This is a genomic window from Halopenitus malekzadehii, assembly GCF_900108505.1.
GTDB lineage: Archaea > Halobacteriota > Halobacteria > Halobacteriales > Haloferacaceae > Halopenitus > Halopenitus malekzadehii.
Map to the genome: position 1 here is coordinate 30,100 of NZ_FNWU01000004.1, position 18,567 is coordinate 48,666.

General features: G+C 68.8%; 16 protein-coding genes and 1 pseudogene. 12 read left to right on the plus strand and 5 right to left on the minus strand.

The window, feature by feature from the left end; translation table 11 throughout:
- Positions 1–14 precede the first annotated feature (14 nt).
- Positions 15–845: an MBL fold metallo-hydrolase gene (locus tag BLW38_RS08850; RefSeq protein ID WP_092816897.1), complete on the minus strand. Its 831-nt coding sequence runs from the start codon at positions 843–845 to the stop codon at positions 15–17.
- Positions 846–981: 136 nt separating this feature from the next.
- Between BLW38_RS08850 and serS the strand changes: the two genes are divergently transcribed.
- The gene (gene serS / locus BLW38_RS08855) at positions 982–2,355 is read left to right on the plus strand and encodes a serine--tRNA ligase (RefSeq protein ID WP_092816898.1); all 1,374 of its coding nucleotides are present in this window, start codon (positions 982–984) and stop codon (positions 2,353–2,355) included.
- Positions 2,356–2,470: 115 nt separating this feature from the next.
- The gene (locus tag BLW38_RS08860) at positions 2,471–4,330 is read left to right on the plus strand and encodes a YcaO-like family protein (RefSeq protein WP_092816899.1); all 1,860 of its coding nucleotides are present in this window, start codon (positions 2,471–2,473) and stop codon (positions 4,328–4,330) included.
- Here BLW38_RS08860 and BLW38_RS08865 read toward each other — a convergent pair whose 3' ends face one another.
- The gene (locus tag BLW38_RS08865; protein WP_177167467.1) at positions 4,331–5,407 is read right to left on the minus strand and encodes a mechanosensitive ion channel family protein; all 1,077 of its coding nucleotides are present in this window, start codon (positions 5,405–5,407) and stop codon (positions 4,331–4,333) included.
- A gap of 141 nt (positions 5,408–5,548) precedes the next feature.
- On the opposite strand from BLW38_RS08865, the gene BLW38_RS08870 reads away from it, so the two are divergent.
- Entirely contained in the window at positions 5,549–6,358 is an 810-nt protein-coding gene (locus BLW38_RS08870) for a proteasome assembly chaperone family protein (RefSeq protein ID WP_092816901.1), read from the plus strand.
- 39 nt (positions 6,359–6,397) lie between these two features.
- On the opposite strand, the pseudogene BLW38_RS08875 reads toward BLW38_RS08870, so the two are convergent.
- A pseudogene (locus BLW38_RS08875) lies at positions 6,398–7,335 on the minus strand (DMT family transporter).
- Between the two features lie 183 nt (positions 7,336–7,518).
- Here BLW38_RS08875 and BLW38_RS08880 point away from each other — a divergent pair.
- A complete protein-coding gene (locus tag BLW38_RS08880) occupies positions 7,519–8,001 on the plus strand; it encodes an Lrp/AsnC family transcriptional regulator (RefSeq protein WP_092817020.1) in 483 nt (160 codons plus the stop codon).
- On the opposite strand, the gene gatE is transcribed toward BLW38_RS08880, so the two are convergent.
- Positions 8,002–9,870 (minus strand): Glu-tRNA(Gln) amidotransferase subunit GatE, encoded by a 1,869-nt coding sequence (gene gatE, locus BLW38_RS08885; protein WP_092816902.1) that lies wholly within the window; start codon positions 9,868–9,870, stop codon positions 8,002–8,004.
- Between the two features lie 135 nt (positions 9,871–10,005).
- Here gatE and BLW38_RS08890 point away from each other — a divergent pair, with 135 nt between their 5' ends.
- Together BLW38_RS08890 and BLW38_RS08895 are read left to right on the plus strand one after the other, a co-directional pair.
- On the plus strand, positions 10,006–10,545 hold the full coding sequence (locus BLW38_RS08890; RefSeq protein ID WP_092816903.1) for a DUF5817 domain-containing protein: 540 nt from the start codon (positions 10,006–10,008) through the stop codon (positions 10,543–10,545).
- A 91-nt stretch (positions 10,546–10,636) separates the two neighbouring features.
- A complete protein-coding gene (locus BLW38_RS08895; RefSeq protein WP_143040830.1) occupies positions 10,637–10,987 on the plus strand; it encodes a hypothetical protein in 351 nt (116 codons plus the stop codon).
- Between the two features lie 117 nt (positions 10,988–11,104).
- On the opposite strand, the gene hmgA is transcribed toward BLW38_RS08895, so the two are convergent.
- Entirely contained in the window at positions 11,105–12,319 is a 1,215-nt protein-coding gene (gene hmgA, locus BLW38_RS08900; RefSeq protein WP_092816905.1) for a hydroxymethylglutaryl-CoA reductase (NADPH), read from the minus strand.
- Positions 12,320–12,436: 117 nt separating this feature from the next.
- Between hmgA and BLW38_RS08905 the strand changes: the two genes are divergently transcribed.
- The 6 genes from BLW38_RS08905 to trpG all read left to right on the plus strand — a co-directional run bounded on the left by BLW38_RS08905 (position 12,437) and on the right by trpG (position 18,502).
- Positions 12,437–13,996 (plus strand): amidohydrolase, encoded by a 1,560-nt coding sequence (locus tag BLW38_RS08905; RefSeq protein ID WP_092816906.1) that lies wholly within the window; start codon positions 12,437–12,439, stop codon positions 13,994–13,996.
- A 193-nt stretch (positions 13,997–14,189) separates the two neighbouring features.
- Positions 14,190–14,330, plus strand: coding sequence for a rubrerythrin-like domain-containing protein (locus BLW38_RS15775; RefSeq protein ID WP_143040831.1), 141 nt, complete (start codon positions 14,190–14,192; stop codon positions 14,328–14,330).
- Between the two features lie 158 nt (positions 14,331–14,488).
- The gene (trpD, locus tag BLW38_RS08910) at positions 14,489–15,541 is read left to right on the plus strand and encodes an anthranilate phosphoribosyltransferase (protein ID WP_092816907.1); all 1,053 of its coding nucleotides are present in this window, start codon (positions 14,489–14,491) and stop codon (positions 15,539–15,541) included.
- Positions 15,541–16,185 (plus strand): phosphoribosylanthranilate isomerase, encoded by a 645-nt coding sequence (locus tag BLW38_RS08915; protein ID WP_092816908.1) that lies wholly within the window; start codon positions 15,541–15,543, stop codon positions 16,183–16,185. The genes trpD and BLW38_RS08915 overlap by 1 nt, the downstream gene beginning before the upstream one ends.
- A complete protein-coding gene (trpE, locus tag BLW38_RS08920) occupies positions 16,182–17,894 on the plus strand; it encodes an anthranilate synthase component I (protein WP_092816909.1) in 1,713 nt (570 codons plus the stop codon). The genes BLW38_RS08915 and trpE overlap by 4 nt, the downstream gene beginning before the upstream one ends.
- Positions 17,891–18,502 (plus strand): anthranilate synthase component II, encoded by a 612-nt coding sequence (gene trpG, locus BLW38_RS08925; RefSeq protein ID WP_092816910.1) that lies wholly within the window; start codon positions 17,891–17,893, stop codon positions 18,500–18,502. Before trpE ends, trpG begins: the two co-directional genes overlap by 4 nt.
- Positions 18,503–18,567: the final 65 nt, after the last annotated feature.

Genomic DNA, 18,567 nt, shown 5'->3' on the forward strand with positions numbered 1-18,567 from the left:
CGGACCGTCCAGATTCACCCCAACCGGTACCGTTCGCCGTCGATCGCCAGCGGCTCCTCGAAGGCCTCGTCGGCCGGGTAGAAGTGTGCGAGGTGGACCAGCCGCGTCTCGCTCGCGTTCAACTCGTCGGCCAGATCGAGCGCGCCCTCGCGGGTCATGTGCTTCGTGCCGAAGGTACGCGGCGTGCCGTCCGGACGCTCGTGGCGGCCGCCCATCGGGTGGTGTTCACACAGGGGGGCGGGGACGATCGCGTCGGCCAGCAGCAGGTCCGGGTCGGCGAGGACCTCCCGAGATCGCTCGGGGATGTCGTAGCTCGAATCTCCTGTCAGAGACAGTTTCGTGCCCGTTTCGGGCTCCTCGATCGTGACGCCGTAGCAGACGAGCGGCGGGTGGTCGACCGGGACGAACCGGACCTCGAACCCGCAGGTCTCGAAGGGTTCGATCGGGTCGTGGCCCGCGACGCCGATCCGGTCCTCGAGGTAGTCGTACTTGCGGCGGACCGTCTCGGCGACGCTCTCGTCGGTCACCGGATCGACCTCGTCAGGGGCGTGGACCGTGAGGGCGTCGAAGACGCGATAGGCGTTTCCCAGCCCGTCGAGGTGATCGAAATGGATGTGCGTGACGAGCCCGGCGTCCGGCAGTGGAACGTCGTTCTCAAGGAACTGTTGGCGGAAGTCGGGGCTGAAGTCCACGAGCAGCGACTCGCCGGTCGTCTCGTGTTCGACGTGAACCGAGAACCGCGATCGGGAGATTCCACGCTCGCGGGCCGCGGTGCAGGTGTCACAGTCGCAGCCGACGGTCGGCGTCCCGGTCGTGTCGCCGGTCCCGAGGAGGGTGACCTGCATCTCACCGATAGGTTCGCCGTCACCCGATAAAAACGCGGGGGTGTGTCATCGACGGTCGTCGGAGGACCGACGCGCCAGAGCGACCCGCGGTGCGGCTCCGATACGGTTTTGGGTGCGCCGGCGAAAGCCTTCCCAAATGCTGTCGCGTCAATTCGTCCGGGAGAACCCGGAAACGGTCCGCGAGGCCCTGCAGAACAAGGGCGTCGACGTCGACCTCGATCGGATCCTCAAGGTCGACGAGGAGTGGCGGGAGCTCAAATCGCGGGGCGACGACCTCCGTCACGAGCGCAACGAGGTCTCCTCACGGATCGGTGAGTTGAAACAGGCCGGCGACGAGGCGGCCGCCCAGGAGGCGATCGAGCGCTCCCAGGAGCTCAAAGCCGAGCTGCAGGACGTCGAGGAGCGCGCCGACGAACTCGAGGCGGAGCTCGAGGCGGCGCTGTTGGAGCTGCCGCAGATCCCCGACGAGTCGGTGCCGGTCGGCGCCGACGAGTCCGAGAACGTCGAGCGCCGCCGCGAACTGTTCGACGACGTCCGCGATCTGCCCACGGACGTGGAGCCCCACTACGACCTCGGCGAGAAACTCGGGATCCTCGAGTTCGACCGCGCGGCGAAGGTCTCCGGCGGCGGCTTCTACTTCGCGATGGGCCAGGGCGCCCAGCTCGAACACGCCCTGGTTCAGTTTATGCTCGACGTCCACCGCGAGCAGGGCTATCGCGACGTCTTTCCGCCGCTGCCGGTCGCCAGCCGGTCGATGGAGGGGACCGGTCAGTTCCCGAAGTTCACCGAGGACGCCTACCGGATCGAGGGGTCGAACGACGAGCCCTACGACGAGGACGACCTGTGGCTGTTGCCGACCGCGGAGGTCCCCGTCACCAACCTCCACCGCGAGGAGATCCTCCTCTCGGAGGACCTGCCCCTGAAGTATCAGGCCTACTCCCCGAACTTCCGCCAGGAGGCGGGCGAACACGGCACTGAGACGCGCGGGATCGTCCGCGTCCACCAGTTCAACAAGGTCGAGATGGTGAACTTCGTCCGCCCCGAGGAGAGCGACGAGCGGTTCGAGGGGCTGCTTGACGAGGCCGAGGAGGTCCTCCGCCGGCTGGAACTTCCCTACCGGATCCTCGAGATGTGTACCGGCGATCTCGGCTTCACGCAGGCGAAGAAGTACGACATCGAGGTGTGGGCACCCGCCGACGATATGCCGGAGGGCCCCGACCGCGGCGGGCGATGGCTTGAGGTCTCCAGCGTCTCGAACTTCGAGGATTTCCAGGCGCGACGTGCGGACATCAAGTACCGGGAGGAGCACCACGAGTCGGCCGAGCACCTCCACACGCTCAACGGATCCGGACTCGCCGTGCCCCGCATCGTCGTCGCGATCCTGGAGTATTACCAGAACCCCGACGGGACGGTCACCGTCCCCGAGGCGCTCCGACCGTATATGGGCGGGATGGAGCGGATCGAGGGCCACGATCCGGTCGGCGAGTCCGCGCTCGGCAGCGACGACTGACCGGTCCGGCTCCCCTCGCTTTCCCGCGCCGGACTCCCTCGCTTTCCCGCGCCGAACCCCCTTGCATTCCCGCGCCGGACCGTGGGTTTTTCTCGCGGGTGTCCGTACGCCGGGTATGGACATCGGTCTCGTCGGCGACGGCCCCGCGATCGAGTCGGTCGAAGCGGCACTCGGCGACGTCGAGGTGAACGTTCTCCCGATGGGTGCCGACCCGGATCTCCTCGCCGGGGTGGATTTCGCCGTGGTCGCGGCCACGACCGGTGACCCGGTCTTCGCGACGGCAAACGAGGCCCTTGACGCCTGGATCGCGATCGAGATCGGCGGCATCGGCGGCCACCCGATCGAGTCGATCGACGCCGCGGTGACCGTCCTGCAGGAGGCCTGTTACGACTGTCTCCGCCGTCGCGTGGCGGCCGGCGACCCCGAAACGTGCGACCGACCGACCGGCGTTCGGTCCGCGGTCCGGTATGCCGGCGCGGTGGCCGGGCGACACGCGATCGGCGTCCTCTCGGGCGGAGCGGACGCGGTCCGCGACACGGTCGTGGAGATTCCGGGGCCCGAACGCACCCTGCTTCCGGTTCCGGGCTGTGCGTGCGCCGAGGGGAATGCCACGGCGGCTGCCGGGAAGAATGCCACGGCGGCCGCCAACGAGAACCCCCGCAGCGACCGGTCGGGCAGCCGGTCGATCGGGGTCCTGCGGACGCACCGCGAAGCGTCGCTGGCCGAGACGCTCGATCGGGGCGAACGCGCCGTCGACGACCGGATCGGTCCGATCGAGACGGTCGGCGAGCGCGAGTCCTTCCCGGTCCCCTACTACATCGCACGGACCGCGGACACCCGCGGGTTCAGTGACGTGCGGGCCGCCGAGTTCGCCGCTGGCGTCGACGTCGACTGGGACGCCGCCTTTATGAAGGCGCTCGGCGAGGGGCTCGAGCGATACGCCGCCGGCGTCCATCGTGCGGCCGATCTCGAACGGCAACCCCTCGCCGCCGTCGATGACCCGGTTCACCCCGACGCGTTCGTCACGCCGGAGCGGGTTGCGGTGGATCCGAACGAGTCGATCCCCTGGGTCTCCGGCGTTCGGCTCGACACGTCCGGCGATGAACCCGTCCATCTTCCGGCCGAGTTCGTCCACTTTCCGCCCCCGGAACGCCGGTTTCGCCCCTCGATCACGACGGGCCTCGGCGTCGGCAGTTCCGGCGTCGACGCCCTGCTGTCGGGGCTCTACGAGACGATCGAGCGTGATGCAACGATGGTGGCGTGGTACTCGACGTTCGAGCCCCTCGGGCTGTCGCTCGATGGCATCGCCGATCGGGCCGCCGACTCGGCTGCAGCCGGTGCCGATACCGCGTCCGACCCGGACGGGCCGACCGACGACGCGACGGCGCTCGTCGAGCTTCGGAAACGGGCCCGTGCGGAGGGGCTCACGGTCAGGACGGTGCTCGTGACGACCGACGTCGACGTGCCGGTCGTCGCCGCCGCCGTCCATCGCGACGGCGCGTGGCCCCGATTCGCCGCGGGATCGGCCGCGGATCTGGACCCGATCGCGGCGGCTCGGTCGGCCGTCTCGGAGGCGCTCCAGAACTGGATGGAGCTCCGGTCGATGGGGCCCGAGGCGGCCGCGACCGAGGGTGGCGCGATCGCACACCACGCCGAGTTCCCCGACGAGACCCGGCGGTTCTTCGACCCCGAAACGGCCGTCGGCCCGGACACCGTCGGGAAGTCCGAATACGCCGGAACCACGGAGCTGGATGCCGTTCTCGATCATCTCGACGACGCCGGACTGACGGCGTATGCGGCCCGCCTCACCACCCGGGATCTCGAGACGCTCGGGTTCGAGGCGACGCGCGTGCTCGTTCCGTCGGCACAGCCGCTTTTCACCGGTGATCCCTTCTTCGGCGATCGAGCCCGGTCGGTGCCGGCGACGATGGGCTTCGAACCCGACCTCGACCGGGAGTATCACCCGTTCCCGTGATCAGCCGTTCCCGTGATCGAGGTCGCCGTGTGGGGGATCGCCGTCCGAGTCGACGCCGGTCCGATCGTCAGTCCGCTCATCCCCGGTAGTGGAGGGTTCCACAGGGGCGTCGACGGGGTCCTCGGCGGCATCGTCGACGGGGTCATCGACTGGACCCGCGGGATCGCCGTCGATCGGTTTCCCCACGCGAGCCACCCCACTCGTGTCGTCGAAGACGATGTGTCGATGCGGGTAGGCGACCTCGACGTCGGCGTCGGCGAGCAGCTCCCAGATGCGGGAGTTCACCTGTGACTGGAGTTTGGGGATCTTGTAGGGCTTTTTCGCCCAGTAGCGAAGCTGGAGGAGGATCCCGTCGTCGGCGTACTCCGCCAGCCGGCAGTCGGGCCCGGCGGCGTATCTCGCGGCCCCGATCCGGATGTCGGGGCCGCCGTCGATGACGTCCTCACAGTCGCGGGCGGCACGTTCCATCAGCTGGCGTGCCGCGTCCACGTCGCACTCGTAGGTCACGAGAAGTTCGAGCGTCAGCCGGGTACGTTCGTCCTCGGCGGAGTAGTTGGTGATGTCCCGCTCCCGGGTGTTGGAGTTCGGGATCACGAGGAACGTGTTGTCGATGGTGATCACCTTCGTGTACCGAATGGTGATGTCCTCGACGAAGCCGCGCCGGCCGTCGTCGAGCTCGATCATGTCGCCGATCTCGAAGGGCTGGTCGGCGAGCACGAACAGTCCGTTGATGACGTTCCCGATCAGCGGCGCGAGGACGACGCCCACCACGGCCGAGAAGACGGTGACCGACAACACGAGGTCCGGCAGGCCGAGCCCGGCGACCCACCCGGCAAGGAACAGCGACGAGAGCACCGTCGCGACGCGGACCGACCGGAGGATTGTCTGGGCGACGCTTTGTCTGTGGAACCGGCGGGCCACCGGCCTGCCCAGCAGGCGGACGAGCAGCTTCGAGAGCCACACCCCGACGACGACGACACCGACGGCCACCAGAAGATCGACACCGGGAATCCGCGAGAGCCAGTTGGGCACCGCATCCGTCATCGACGTGGACTGGAGGGCCGCCGTGGCATCCATAGCGTATGGGTGACCCCCATCGGAAAAAGCGTTTCCTCCCACCATCCCTCGATCGCGCTTGTCGGCTGCCGTCGGGTCGCCGCCCGCAGTCGTCTGATTTCACCCGAACCGATAAGCAGTCCCCGACCGAACCCATCGATTATGTCCGCACCCCACCGACACGATCCGACCTTCGAAGTGACACACGAGTCGGCCCCAAGCGACGTCCTTCTGGCCGGATTCTCCAATTACGGGCTGGCGGGATTGACGGCGGTCAACTATCTCGTCGACGCCCTCGATCTCACACAGACCGGTCACGTTGCCGTCGATGGATTCCCCTCGATCACTCCCTTCGAGAACGGCCGTCCCCGGCGTCCGAACCGGTTGTTCTCCCGCGACGACCTCGACATCACCGTGTTGGTCGGCGAACTGCTCGTCCCCGTCCAGTTCGGGGACGCCTTCGCGGCGTCGATCCTCGAGTGGACCGGGGGCGCAGGCGATGCCGACGCCGCGGACGGCGTCGACGATCCCGCCGCCGACCCGACTGCCGTCGCGGACGGGACCGACGCCGCCGAGGTCGCCGTGTTGTCCGGCGTTCCCGTCCCACACGGACCGGAGGGCCATCGGACCTACTACGTCGCGACCGACGACTATCGCGAACGCCGGCTCACTGACGCCGGGATCGAGGGGATGGGGTCGGGCTTTCTCGACGGAACGAACGCGGCGCTGCTCGAACGCGGCATCGACTCGCCGCTCGGCGTGTGCGTGTACGTGACGCCGGTGCACGCCCAGGTCCCCGACGTCGAGGCCGCGATCCGCCTCGTCGAAACGGTCTCGACGATCTACGACCTCGAGATCGATTCGGGACCACTCGAGACGTTCGCGACCGATATACAGCAGTATTACGCCGATCTGGCCGAGCGAATGGACGACCGGAACGCCGACCTTCCCGACGACCGGATGTACATGTAGTCGCCAACACACGTCCGGTCAGCGGGACGTGCTCAGGGCTCAGGCCCGCGCGGGGAACCGGGACCGAAGGAGCCCGCGGATCGCGTCCCGTTCGAGGACGAGGAACCCGACGAGGATGGCCAGGAAGCCGAGCAGCGCGTCGCCGTCGACGAGATGTCCGAGGCCAGCCAGCTGGCCGCCGCGGCCGTGACGGGCTCGGCATAGCCGATCAGGTGCAGCTGCGTCGGGCCGATCGTGTCCAGCAGGGCGAAGTAGATGAGGAACGCGACCACGCCCGACAGCAGCGCGAGGTACGCGAGCGTCCCGATGGCTGCGGGTGTGAGCGTGACGTCGGCGATCGACTCGCCGGTGACCGCGGCGCCGACGCCGAGCAGTCCGGCACCGACCACCATCGCCCAGCCCTGGAGGGCGACGATCGAGAACTCCGTGCGGAGCGGCCGGAGGAGGACCGCGCCCAGCGCGAACGACGCGGCGCTGGCGAGCACGAGCCCGACCCCGATCAGCTCGGTGGAGACGAGCCCGCCGGTCGAGGGATTCGCGATCAGTGCGACGCCGAGAATGCCGATCAGAAAGCCGCCGATCTCGACCGGGCCGACCCGCTCGTTCGGCAACAGGACGGCGGCGAAGGCGGCGGTCAACACCGGCGAGAGGCTGACGACGACCGCCGCGATCGCGGCCGGGACGTAGAGTTCCCCGACGTAGAGGAAGGCGTGATAGACGGCGATGACGAGCACGCCCGTGACGGCGATGCTCGTCCACTCGGTCCGGGTTCGCGGCAGCCATCGTGTTCCGACGACCATCGCGTACCCCAACACGATCCCGCCCGCGATCGCGTAGCGCGCCCCCGCGAACAACAGCGGGGGGAAATACTCCAGCCCGATCTCGATCGCGACGAACGACCCGCCCCACAGCACCGCCAACAGCGAGAACGCCGCGGCGATCGAGATCGGAGACGACAACAACGAATCTCCATTCATTGGTTGTTCGATCGAAGTATCTCTATACTCTTAAACTCATCTCTAACAAAGTTGGTTTTGGGGATGATATATCAAACGGTTGTTTCTGGATCGATCCAGCTCCGATCCCCGTCGGTCCGCTTGGAGGTTCCTCCAAGCGTGTCGATCGGAATACCAATGGATCCCGACGCGAAACTCCGCCCCATGGACGACCGCGACGTTCGCCTGCTCAAGGCGATCGCCGACCTCGGCACCGGCAGCCCGGAACGACTCCACGAGGAGACCGACATCCCGGTCTCGACGATCCACTACCGGCTGAACAACCTGCGTGATGCGGGGGTCATTCGGAACGACCTCTACGACTTCGACCACGAGGAGCTGGGTCTGGGGGTCACGGTGATCGTCGAGATCCTCGCCGACTACGACGGCCCCTACGAGGAGTTCGCCGACGAGCTGTTGACGGTCGAGGGCGTCACGCAGGCGTACTTCACGATGGGCGAGACCGACTTCATCGTCCTCGCGCGGCTCTCCTCATCGGACGCCGTCGAGCGGCTGATCGGCGACTTCGAGGCGCTTCCGGAGGTCGAGCGGACGAACTCCACGTTCGTCATCTCGACGCTGCGCGATGAGCCACGCGGCCCGGCGACCTACGACCTGGAGTCGCTGAACGAAGAGCTCACCGAGTAACTACGACCGTTTGCCGATCTCCTCGCGGAGGACCTCGGAGACGACCTCGCCGTCCGCCTTCCCGCGGAGCGCGCCCATCGCCTCGCCCATCAACCCGGAGAAGGCGCCCATCCCCTCCTCCGCGACCTGATCGGCGTTGCGTTCGACGACCTCACTGACCGCCTCGCGAACAGTCTCTCGATCGACGCCCGCAAGACCCGCCGCCTCGACGGCTTCGTCGGCTGATAGCGTCGGATCTGCGGCGATCTCGGAGAGCACCTCGCCGACGCCCTCCTTAGCGAGGTCGCCGGACTCGACGAGATCGAGCACGCCGAGGAACTGCTCGTCGCCAACGCGCTCGATCGCGACGCCGTTTCGTCGGAGCTCGGTCGTCGTCGACGCCAGCGTGGTGGCAGCAAGCGTCGGGTCGATCCCGCGATCGACGGCCGTGTCGAACAGCGGGAATCGCTGTCCGAAGGCGATCTGCTCGGCGAGACCGGGATCGAGACCGAAGTCCTCGACGTATCGGTCGGTCTTCTCGTCGAGCAGCTCCGGCGTCTCAACCTCGCTCGGATCGGGTTCGACCGGCGGCACGTCGGTCTCGGGGTACATCCGGGCGGCGCCGGGGAGCGGTCGGAGATAGCGGGTGGTTCCGTCCTCGTTCGCGTCCCGGGTCTCCTCGGGAACGCCCTCGATCGCGTCCGCGGCGCGATCGGCAGCCGCCTCGATCGCCAACTCGGAGGTCTCCGGATCCGCGGCGACGATCGCGACCGCGTCGTCGGGGCCCGCTCCGACCGCCTCACGGAGGGAGTCGACCTCGGCCTCGGTGACGCCGTAGGCCGGGAGCTCGTCGGTGTGGAAGATGCCGCCGGCACCGTGCCGTTTGGCGTGGTCGGACAGTTCCGTCCCGAGCCGCCGATCGGGTTGGATCTCCCGACCCACGAGGCCGTCGAAGCCGTACAGCGGGACCGCGGTGACGGCGCCGTCGTCCTCGAGCGCGCCGCGGATGACGCCGGAATCGGTGTCCGCGAACAGGTCGGTCACCTCGCGGGGCTCGCCGACGGCTGCGTCGCGTGCGGCCAGCTCGTCGGCGATCGCGACGAGTTCGGTCTGGCGCCCGACCTCGTTGCGGACGATGTCCTCGATCCCCTGGAGGTCCTGGACGCCCTTGATCTCCACGCGGGCGCCATCGGCGATGGAGACGTTGACGTCCTGGCGGATCGTCCCGAGGCCGCGTTTGACCGAGCCCGTCGACCGGAGCAGGGTCCCTATCCGTTCGGCGGCCTCTCGCGCCTGTGCCGGCGATCGGATGTCCGGCCCGGTGCCGATCTCCACGAGGGGGATCCCCAGTCGGTCCAGCGAGTAGACGACGCCGTCGTCGGTCTCCTCGACGCGCTGGGCCGACTCCTCCTCGAGCAGCAGGTCGACGATCGAGACCGGGCCCTCCTCGGTCTCGATCTCGCCGTCCTGGCCCAGCAACAGCGTGCGCTGGAACCCCGAGGTGTTCGAGCCGTCGATGACCAGCTTGCGCATCACGTGGGCCTGATCGACGACGGACACGTCGAGCAGGTCGGCGATCTGGAGGGCGACCGCGAGCGCCTCCTCGTCGAGGCGTTTCGGCGGCTCGTCGTCCTCCTCGACGAGGCAGGTGGTGTCGTACGCCAGATACGTGAACTCGCGGTCGACGCGGCTCTCCTCGAGGGCGGCCTCGTCGAGTTCGCCGAGCTCGCTCTTCGTCGGGTGGAGGTATCGGGTGAACTCGCGGTCGGCCTCCTCGGGCTCCCGGAGCGTCGTGGGGGAGTCACAGAACAGCTTCGTCGCCGTATCGAGCTGCTGGTGGATCTCCAGCCCGGCGACGAGGCCCAGCTCCTCGTAATCGTACTCGCTCATTGGCAGCGTCTCCGGCTCGCCGGAGTAAAAAGGGTGGCAGTTCGACGCGGACGGATCGCCCCGGAGCGTTCCGTGTGCCGACTGCGTGCGCTCCGGACCAGCACGTTCACGTCCGCGGGGACACAACGCGTGTGTATGTACGCGGTCGTCGGGTGCAACGGTTGTGCGACGATGTGGCTGCTCACCGATCCCGAGACGAGCGAGACGGCTACCTGTCCCCGCTGTCAGAAACGGCACCGGACCGATCGACTCAAGCGCTTCTTCGAGTCCGAAGACCGCGAGGCGGCGCGGGAGGCACGGTCGGCGCTGCTCGCGAAGAAACACGGCGATTCCGAGGCGTTTGCGGAGGTGGACCACGCGAGCGAGCTCGCGGCCCGCGCCGAGGACGCCGGGATCGACGACCGCGAGTACCTCGAGGGCGTCGGCCTCGATCCCGACGAAATCGGGAGCACGGACGATCACACCGCCTCGGGATCCGACGGGGCGTCAGCCGGCCGCTCCCGGCTCGACGTCGTCCGGGAGGCGGTCGACGCGGTCGAGGATCCCACCGAGGAGTCGATCGTCTCGTACGCGACGGCTGACGGCGTCCCGGCCGAGGCGGCCCGCGACCTCCTCGAGCGCCTTCGGCGTCGCGGCGAGGTGTCGGAGTCGGGCGGCACCTATCGCCGGCTCTGAACGAACCTAGAAAACCAAGCCCACTCGGCGGGATCCGTGATGACGGCTGTCTGACGCGGTTTTAAACGATTGCTATGTGTATTCATACCAAATGGCGTCCAGGATCCGAGCCGCCCTCGTGGCCGTGGCCGTTCTCGGCGGGGCGAGTGCGACGGCGCTTGTGGTACGCGCCTTTGCCCCCGGCGTCGCAAGCGCCGAGGCCGTGCGCGTCGCCTTCGGGGCGTGTGGGGTCGGGTTTGTGGCCATCGCGCTCGTTTACGCTCGCGAGGGACGCGCCGAACAGCTCGCGGGGCATCTGCTCGCGAGCGCCGGCTTCCTCGTCGTCGCGGTGGGCGGCGGCGGCCGGATCGCCTGGCTGGGGATCGTGCTCCTGGTGATCGGCGGCGGCGTCCTGTTGCAGGACGCGTTCCTTCGGGGCGGCCGTGGCGGCGCCTCGGTGTGATCGCTGGACGCCACCTGACCACCTGACCGTTCCAGGTGGTTCCAGGAGACCCTCGTTCTCGGTCCGCTGCCGGTCCAGATCCGCTATCGGCTCGAGTCCGCTACCGGCTCAAGTCCGCTATCGGCCCAGGTCCGCGTGTGCCGAGGAGAGGTGTCGCGACCCGAGCGCAGCCAGCAGCGACAGTTCGCCGGCGAGCGCGCCGACCGTGATCGCCTCCGCGAGCGCGTCGGCGTTGCTTCCCGCCGGCTCCCCGCCGCCGCGGACGCCGAGGATCTCGAGCCCTTCGGCCTGTGTCGGGAGCTTCGTTCCGCCGCCGACGGTGCCGACCTCCAGACTCGCGATCGAGACGGAGACGTAGAGATCGCCGCCGTCGGTCACCTCCGCGGTCGTGATCGCGTTGGCCCCCTCCACGACCTGCGCCTCGTCCTGGCCGGTTGCGAGGAACATCGCGGCGACGACGTTCGCGACGTGCGCGTTGAACCCGAGCGAGCCCGCCTTCGCGGACCCGACCAGGTTCTTCCGGGTGTTTATCTCCGCGACGGCCCCGGGAGTGGTGTGCAGTCGGTCTTCAACGATCTCGGCCGGGATCGTGACGTCGGCGGTCACCGACCGGCCGCGTCCCTCGATCGCGTTGATCGCGGCCGGCTTTTTGTCGGTACAGAGGTTGCCCGAGAGCGCCACGAGCGAGGCGTCGGTCTCCGCCTCGATCAGCTCGCAGGCCTCGCCGGTGGCGATGGTGGCCATGTTCATCCCCATCGCGTCCTTCGTGTCGTAGCGGAACCGGAGGTAGACGTTGTTCCCGACGACGTAGGGCGTGACGTCGGTCACCTCCCCGTGGCTCGTCGTCGACTCGGCCGCCTCCCGGAGCCGGTCCGCGTTGTCGCGCGTCCACGCGGCGAGCGCCTCCGACTCGACGATCCCGTCGGTCTTGAACACCGGCGCCCGGGTCATCCCGGTCTTCGTCACGCGCGCGTTCGCGCCGCCGGCCGCATCGAGCACTCCGCAGCCGCGGTTGACCGACGCGATGAGCGCCCCTTCGGTGGTCGCAAGCGGGAGGTATCGGTCGCCCGAGAGCGCCCCGCCCGAGATCGTCACGGGCCCGGCGACGCCGAGGGGGATCTGCACCGCGCCGACCATGTTCTCGACGTTCGGCTCCGCGACGGCGGCGTCGAAGGCGTACGCCCCGGTCGCCTCCAGGTCGGCGCCCGACTCGTCGGCGACGAGCAGCCGGCGAGCCGTCGCCGCCGCGTCCGCGTCGGTGTGGTCCTCGAGTTCGTGCAGGCGGATCTCGCCCTCGCGGACGCGCTCCGCGAGGTCCTCGGCGAGTGACATACCCGGGTGTGCTCGCGGCGCGGGCTAAGGCGTGTCGGTTCGACGCACGCGGACGCCGAACTGACGGCCGGATCCGGGGCCCGAACCGTTAACCCGGTTCGCGTCGGTCCAACGCGTATGACCGACGCCGCGGACCTCGTCCTGCTGGACGGGGAGATCCACACGCTGGCGGAGCCGGACGAGACGGACGAGGCGCTCGCGGTCCGGGACGGCGAGATCGTCCGTCTCGGGTCGAGCGACGACGTCGAGTTCCTCGCCGGAACCGGCACGACCGTCCTCGACCTCGACGGCCGCGTCCTCCTGCCGGGATTCATCGACGCGCACACGCACGTGACGATCGCCGGCCGGAAGCTCGTGCACGCCGATCTGTCGGACGCGACGGGGCCGGCCGACGCCGTCGATCGGCTGCAGGCGCGCGCCGACGAGTTGGACGGGGACTCGGCCGACCCCGACGGCGACCGCTGGGTCATCGGCTACGGCTATGACGAGTCGACCTGGAACGAGGATCGGTACCTCACTCGCGAGGACCTCGATCGGGTAGGGACCGACTGGCCGGTCGTCGCGTTTCGGGCGGATATGCATCTCGCCTCGGTCGACTCGACCGCCTTGGACCGGATCGTCGGATCGATCCCCGATGACTGCCTCCGGACCGACGCCGGCGAGCCGACGGGCGTGATCGTCGAGGACGGGATCGACCCCGTCCGGGACGCCACCGACCCGGGTCTCGCCGAGACGCGCGAGCTCGTCACGAGGGCGCTGACGGACGCCGCCGCGAGGGGGATAACCGGCGTGCACGATATGGTTCGCCGCTCGCACGCCCCGCGCGTCTACCGGGAGCTCGACGCCGCGGACGAGCTGCCGGTCCGCGTCCGGATCAACTACTGGAGCGACCACCTCGATGCGCTCCTGGAGGCCGGACTCCCGTCGAACGCCGGCAGTGACGTCGTCCGGGTCGGCGCGATCAAGACGTTCACCGACGGCAGCTTCGGGGGACGTACGGCGAAGCTTTCGAACCCCTACGCCGACGCGTCCGGTGAAACCGGCCAGTGGGTCGTCGAACCCGACGAGCTGGCCGCTCTCGTGGCCGACGCCGCCGGCGCCGGCCTCCAGGTCGCCGCTCACGCGATCGGCGACGAGGCGATCGACGCGGTCCTCGACGCCTATGAGGACGTAACGGAATCGGGCACTGATGCACGCCACCGGATCGAACACGTCGAACTGGCCAGCGACGAGGCGATCGACCGGATCGCCGCGGACGACGTCGTGGCCTCGGTCCAGCCGAACTTCCGCAAGTGGGCCGGCGACGGCGGCCTCTACGAGCGCCGACTCGGCGATCGACGGACCCGGACGAACCGATTCCGCGACCTCCTCGACGCCGGGGTGACCCTCGCGTTCGGCTCCGACGGGATGCCGATGGACCCCCTCGTCGGGCTCCACTGGGCGGTCAACGACCCCGCTGCGGATCAAGGACTCTCGGTCACCGAGGCGCTCCGTGCCTACACCTGCGGCGGCGCGGTCGCCGGCTTCGACGAGGACCGACTGGGAACGATCGAGACCGGCAAGCGGGCAGATCTCGTCGCCCTGGACGACTCGCCATGGGACCGTCCCGAGTCGATCCGCGACATCGACGTCGACCTTACGGTCGTCGACGGCGACGTCGTTTATAAGGAACTGTGACGGCGTCCGGGGACGGTTTATAAGGGTGGTGGGTCCGGAATCCGACCGAGTCTCGCCATCCCGATAGTGGTATACGTGGCCACGAACCGTGTGGAACGAGACCGATCGACGAGATCGACGGACATCAACGTCCCTGATCAATATAAGGTCCTTCAGGATTCGAATTATATATCTCGATGGTTTTGTGGGAAATATGAGGCCAGAGACGGAGATAAATACTGATTCAGTATACGAATGCTTTGACTGCCTTGATCGAACGGTCGATCCGGAAACCCCGACCTGTGACGACTGCGGCGGCGACCTGTGGAACATCGGCCGATCGCGCGATATGTGATGCCGGCCGCCCTGGCGGTCGCTTCCTTCGTTTTCGGGTCCGGGTTCCAGTGTGTCGAGTGATGTCCTCTCACGGGGAATCCGACGCCGGCGACGACACGCTTAAGGCGATGTACAGATATGTACACTACAAGACGAACCTATACATCGGTGCCCACAATGAACATCACAACCATCATCGAGCGCGTCACGGAGGGCGAGGATCTGACCGTCGAGGAGGCCCGCGAGGCGGCCCGGATCGTCTTCGAGGAGGCCACGGAGGCACAGATCGGGGCGTTGCTTGCGGCGCTCCGGACGAAGGGCGAGACGGAGACGGAGATCGCGGGGTTCGCGACGGGAATGCGCGATGCGGCCCGGACGATCGACCCGGACCGGGAGTCCCTCGTCGACACCTGCGGTACCGGCGGCGACGATTACGACACGATCAACGTCTCCACCACCGCGGCCATCGTCGCGGCTGGAGCGGGGGCCGCCGTGGCCAAACACGGCAACTACTCGGTGTCCTCCACCTCGGGGAGCGCGGACGTGCTCGAGGTGGCGGGCGTCGACATCGAGGCCGAGCCGCCGGCCGTCGAGGCGGCGATCGACGAGGACGGCATCGGCTTCATGCTCGCGCCGGTGTTCCACCCCGCGATGAAGGCCGTGATCGGCCCGCGCAAGGAGCTCGGCGTGCGGACGGTCTTCAACGTGCTCGGCCCGCTCACGAACCCGGCCGGGGCCGACGGGCAGGTCCTCGGGGTCTACGACGCCGATCTCGTCCCGCAGATCGCCCGGTCGCTCGCGCATATGCCCGTCGAGCACGCGCTGGTCGTCCACGGCTCCGGGATGGACGAGATCGCACTCCACGACGAGACGGTCGTTGCCGAAGTCGAAGGCGAGGACGTCACCGAGTACACCATCGCGCCGGCCGACCTCGGCCTCGAACGCGCGCCGATCGAGGACGTCGCGGGCGGCGGTCCCGAGGAGAACGCGGCCGACCTCCGCGGGATCGTCACCGGCGAGGTGACCGGCCCGAAGCGCGACCTGATCCTCGCGAACGCCGGCGCGGCCGTCTACGTCGCGGGCCTGGTCGACTCCCTCGAGGCGGGCGTCGACGCGGCCGCCGAGGCGATCGACTCCGGCGCCGCCGCCGAGAAGCTCGCCGCGTTGTGCGGCGACACCGCCGAATCGGGGCCTGAGGAGACGGACGTTGGCGCCGAGGCGGACGACTGATGGCCCGCGCGAAGGTCTGCGGACTCACCCGCGGCGCCGACGTCCGCGCAACGATCGAGGCCGGTGCCGACGCCGTCGGGGCCATCACCGAGGTTCCGGTCGACACGCCGCGGGAGGTCGACCCGGCGACTGCGGCCGACCTGCTGGCCGGCGTGCCGCCGTTCGTGACCGCCACGCTCGTGACGATGCCCGACTCCCCGGAACGGGCGGTCGAACTCGTTCGAACCGTCGGCCCCGACGCGCTGCAACTGCACGGCGAGTGGACTCCCGAGGAGATCGGCTACGTCCGCGCGGAGACCGGCGTGAAGGTGCTCGTCACCGTCGACGCCGACGAGCACGCGCTGGCCGAGCGGCTGGACGAGGCGGTCGACGCGCTCGTGGTCGACTCGACGACCGAGGAGGGCGCGGGCGGCACCGGCCGGACCCACGATTGGGAGGCGACCGGCTCGCTTGCGACCCGGCTCACCTCGCCGGTCGTACTTGCGGGGGGTTTGGACCCCGAGAACGTCGCCGAGGCCGTTGAGACTGCCGACCCGTATGCAGTCGACGTCGCCTCCGGCGTGGAGCTGTCCGGCGGCCGCAAGGACCACAATGCGCTCGCGCGGTTCGTTCGTAACGCCGGTCGGGAGGTGACGCTCGCGTGACGACTCGCTCCGAGTCGGAGTCCGCTCCCTCGCGTACGGATCTCGATCCCTCGTTGTCACGGGAGGCATTCGTCGACCACGTTGCGGACGCCGACGGTCCAGCCGTGGTTCGGATCGCGATCGAGCTCGACGTCGACGTCTCGCCGCTGACCGCCTACGCCGCGCTCGCCGACCGGAGCGACCACAGCTTCCTGCTGGAGTCGGCGGAGAAGGTCGCCTCGAGCGACCCGGACGGCGCCTTCGCGCCCAGCACCGGCGCCGACCGCCACGCGCGCTACTCCTTCGTGGGGTACGACCCCGAAGCCGTTCTCTCGGTGTATCCCGACCGAACCGACCTGACGCGGCTCGGCCCCGCTGCCGATCTGCTCGAGGGGGACGTCACGCCGGCTGACGGGGACGTTCTCGACCGTGTTCGCGGCGCGTTCCCGGACGTGGAGCGTTGCGGATTCCCCGAGACGGACCGGCAGACGCTCTCGGGTGGATTCGTCGGCTTTCTGGCGTACGACGCGGTCTACGACCTCTGGCTCGATGAGATCGGCGTCGACCGTCCCGATCCGGTCGTGCCCGACGCCGAGTTCTGTCTCACGACGCGCACGCTCGTCTTCGACGAGGTCGCCGAGACCGTCGACCTCGTTCTCACGCCGGTCGTCACGCCCGCCGACGATCCCGGTGCGGTCTACGACGACCGGGTCGCGGAGGCGGCCGACGTTCTCGCGGACCTTCGGGCTGCCACCGATCCGGACCCCGGCGGATTCACGGGGATCGCGGAGACGGCGGGACCACAGGAGGACTACGAGGCGGCGGTTCGGACGACCAAGGAGCGCGTCCTCGACGGCGAGGTCTACCAGGGCGTCGTCTCCCGGACGCGGGAGCTGTACGGCGACGTCGACCCGCTGGGGCTCTACGAGGCGCTCCGGGAGATCAACCCGTCGCCGTACATGTACCTCCTGGACCACGGCGATCGGTCGATCGTCGGCGCGAGCCCGGAGACGCTCGTGTCGGTGCAGGACGACAGGATCGTCTCGAACCCGATCGCCGGGACCTGTTCCCGCGGTGACAGCCCGGTCGAGGACCGGCGCCTCGCCGGCGAGATGCTCGCCGACGAGAAGGAGCGCGCCGAGCACACGATGCTCGTCGACCTCGCCCGCAACGACGTCCGGCGCGTCTCCGAGCCGGGATCGGTGCGCGTCGAGGAGTTCATGAACGTCCTCAAGTACAGTCACGTTCAGCACATCGAGTCGACTGTCACGGGAGCGCTCGCCGACGACGTCGACGCCTTCGACGCGACGCGCGCGACGTTCCCCGCGGGCACGCTCACCGGCGCGCCGAAGGTGCGCGCGATGGAGATCATCGACGAGCTCGAACGCTCGCCTCGCGGCGTCTACGGCGGCGGCGTGGGCTATTACTCCTGGACCGGCGACGCGGACTTCGCGATCGTCATCCGGACGGCGACGATCGACCACGACGTTTCGGTCGGCCACGACGTTCCGACTGACCACGACGTCCCGATCGACGCCGTATCGGATGTGTCATCCTCCCCTTCCTCCTCCGAGACCCGGCCCACGGACCGGATCACGATCCAGGCCGGCGCGGGCCTGGTCGCCGACTCGGACCCGACCGCCGAGTACGAGGAAACCGAACAGAAGATGGACGGCGTGCGCGCCGCAGTCGAGGCGATTCGGGAGGCAGGAGGTGATGCGGACCGATGACGACCCGAGTCACGTTCGTGGACAACTACGACTCGTTCACGTACAACCTCGTGGAGTACGTCTCCGAACAGCCGCTTCCGGGCGGCGTCGAGACGACCGTGCTGAAGAACCGGGCGACGCTGTCGGACGTCCGGGAGACCGACCCGGACGCGATCGTCATCAGTCCGGGCCCGGGACACCCGAAGAACGACCGGGACGTCGGCGTCACGACCGCGGTCCTGCGGGAGCTCTCGCCGACGATCCCGACGCTCGGCGTCTGTCTGGGGCTCGAGGCCGCCGTCTACGAGTACGGCGGATCGGTGGGCCACGCGCCCGAGCCGGTCCACGGGAAGGCCTTCCCGATCGACCACGACGGCAAAGGCGTCTTCGCCGACCTCGACCAGGGATTCCGCGCCGGGCGATACCACTCGCTGATCGCGACCGAGGTTCCCGACTGCTTTGCGGTCACCGCGACCACCGACCATAACGGAACGGAGCTCGTGATGGGGATCCGCCACCGCGAGCATCCGATCGAGTGTGTGCAGTTCCACCCCGAAAGCGTCCTCACGGGCGTCGGCCACGACGTGATCCGGAACTTCCTGGCCGCGGTCGCGGCGCCGACGCCGTGACCGCTATCACGGCCCGCTATCGCCGCGCGACGACCACTTCCGAACGAGTCGCTCGACGGTCGGGC

Bases quoted from the DNA above. Each gene is read 5' to 3' on its own strand.
- BLW38_RS08905 (WP_092816906.1), top strand. From the start codon at position 12,437: ATGACCGACGCCGCGGACCTCGTCCTGCTGGACGGGGAGATCCACACG.
- serS (WP_092816898.1), top strand. From the start codon at position 982: ATGCTGTCGCGTCAATTCGTCCGGGAGAACCCGGAAACGGTCCGCGAG.
- BLW38_RS08880 (WP_092817020.1), top strand. From the start codon at position 7,519: ATGGACGACCGCGACGTTCGCCTGCTCAAGGCGATCGCCGACCTCGGC.
- BLW38_RS08915 (WP_092816908.1), top strand. From the start codon at position 15,541: ATGGCCCGCGCGAAGGTCTGCGGACTCACCCGCGGCGCCGACGTCCGC.
- BLW38_RS08860 (WP_092816899.1), top strand. From the start codon at position 2,471: ATGGACATCGGTCTCGTCGGCGACGGCCCCGCGATCGAGTCGGTCGAA.
- BLW38_RS15775 (WP_143040831.1), top strand. From the start codon at position 14,190: ATGAGGCCAGAGACGGAGATAAATACTGATTCAGTATACGAATGCTTT.
- trpD (WP_092816907.1), top strand. From the start codon at position 14,489: ATGAACATCACAACCATCATCGAGCGCGTCACGGAGGGCGAGGATCTG.
- BLW38_RS08895 (WP_143040830.1), top strand. From the start codon at position 10,637: ATGGCGTCCAGGATCCGAGCCGCCCTCGTGGCCGTGGCCGTTCTCGGC.
- BLW38_RS08850 (WP_092816897.1), bottom strand. From the start codon at position 845: ATGCAGGTCACCCTCCTCGGGACCGGCGACACGACCGGGACGCCGACC.
- trpG (WP_092816910.1), top strand. From the start codon at position 17,891: ATGACGACCCGAGTCACGTTCGTGGACAACTACGACTCGTTCACGTAC.
- gatE (WP_092816902.1), bottom strand. From the start codon at position 9,870: ATGAGCGAGTACGATTACGAGGAGCTGGGCCTCGTCGCCGGGCTGGAG.
- BLW38_RS08890 (WP_092816903.1), top strand. From the start codon at position 10,006: ATGTACGCGGTCGTCGGGTGCAACGGTTGTGCGACGATGTGGCTGCTC.
- BLW38_RS08865 (WP_177167467.1), bottom strand. From the start codon at position 5,407: ATGGATGCCACGGCGGCCCTCCAGTCCACGTCGATGACGGATGCGGTG.
- hmgA (WP_092816905.1), bottom strand. From the start codon at position 12,319: ATGTCACTCGCCGAGGACCTCGCGGAGCGCGTCCGCGAGGGCGAGATC.
- BLW38_RS08870 (WP_092816901.1), top strand. From the start codon at position 5,549: ATGTCCGCACCCCACCGACACGATCCGACCTTCGAAGTGACACACGAG.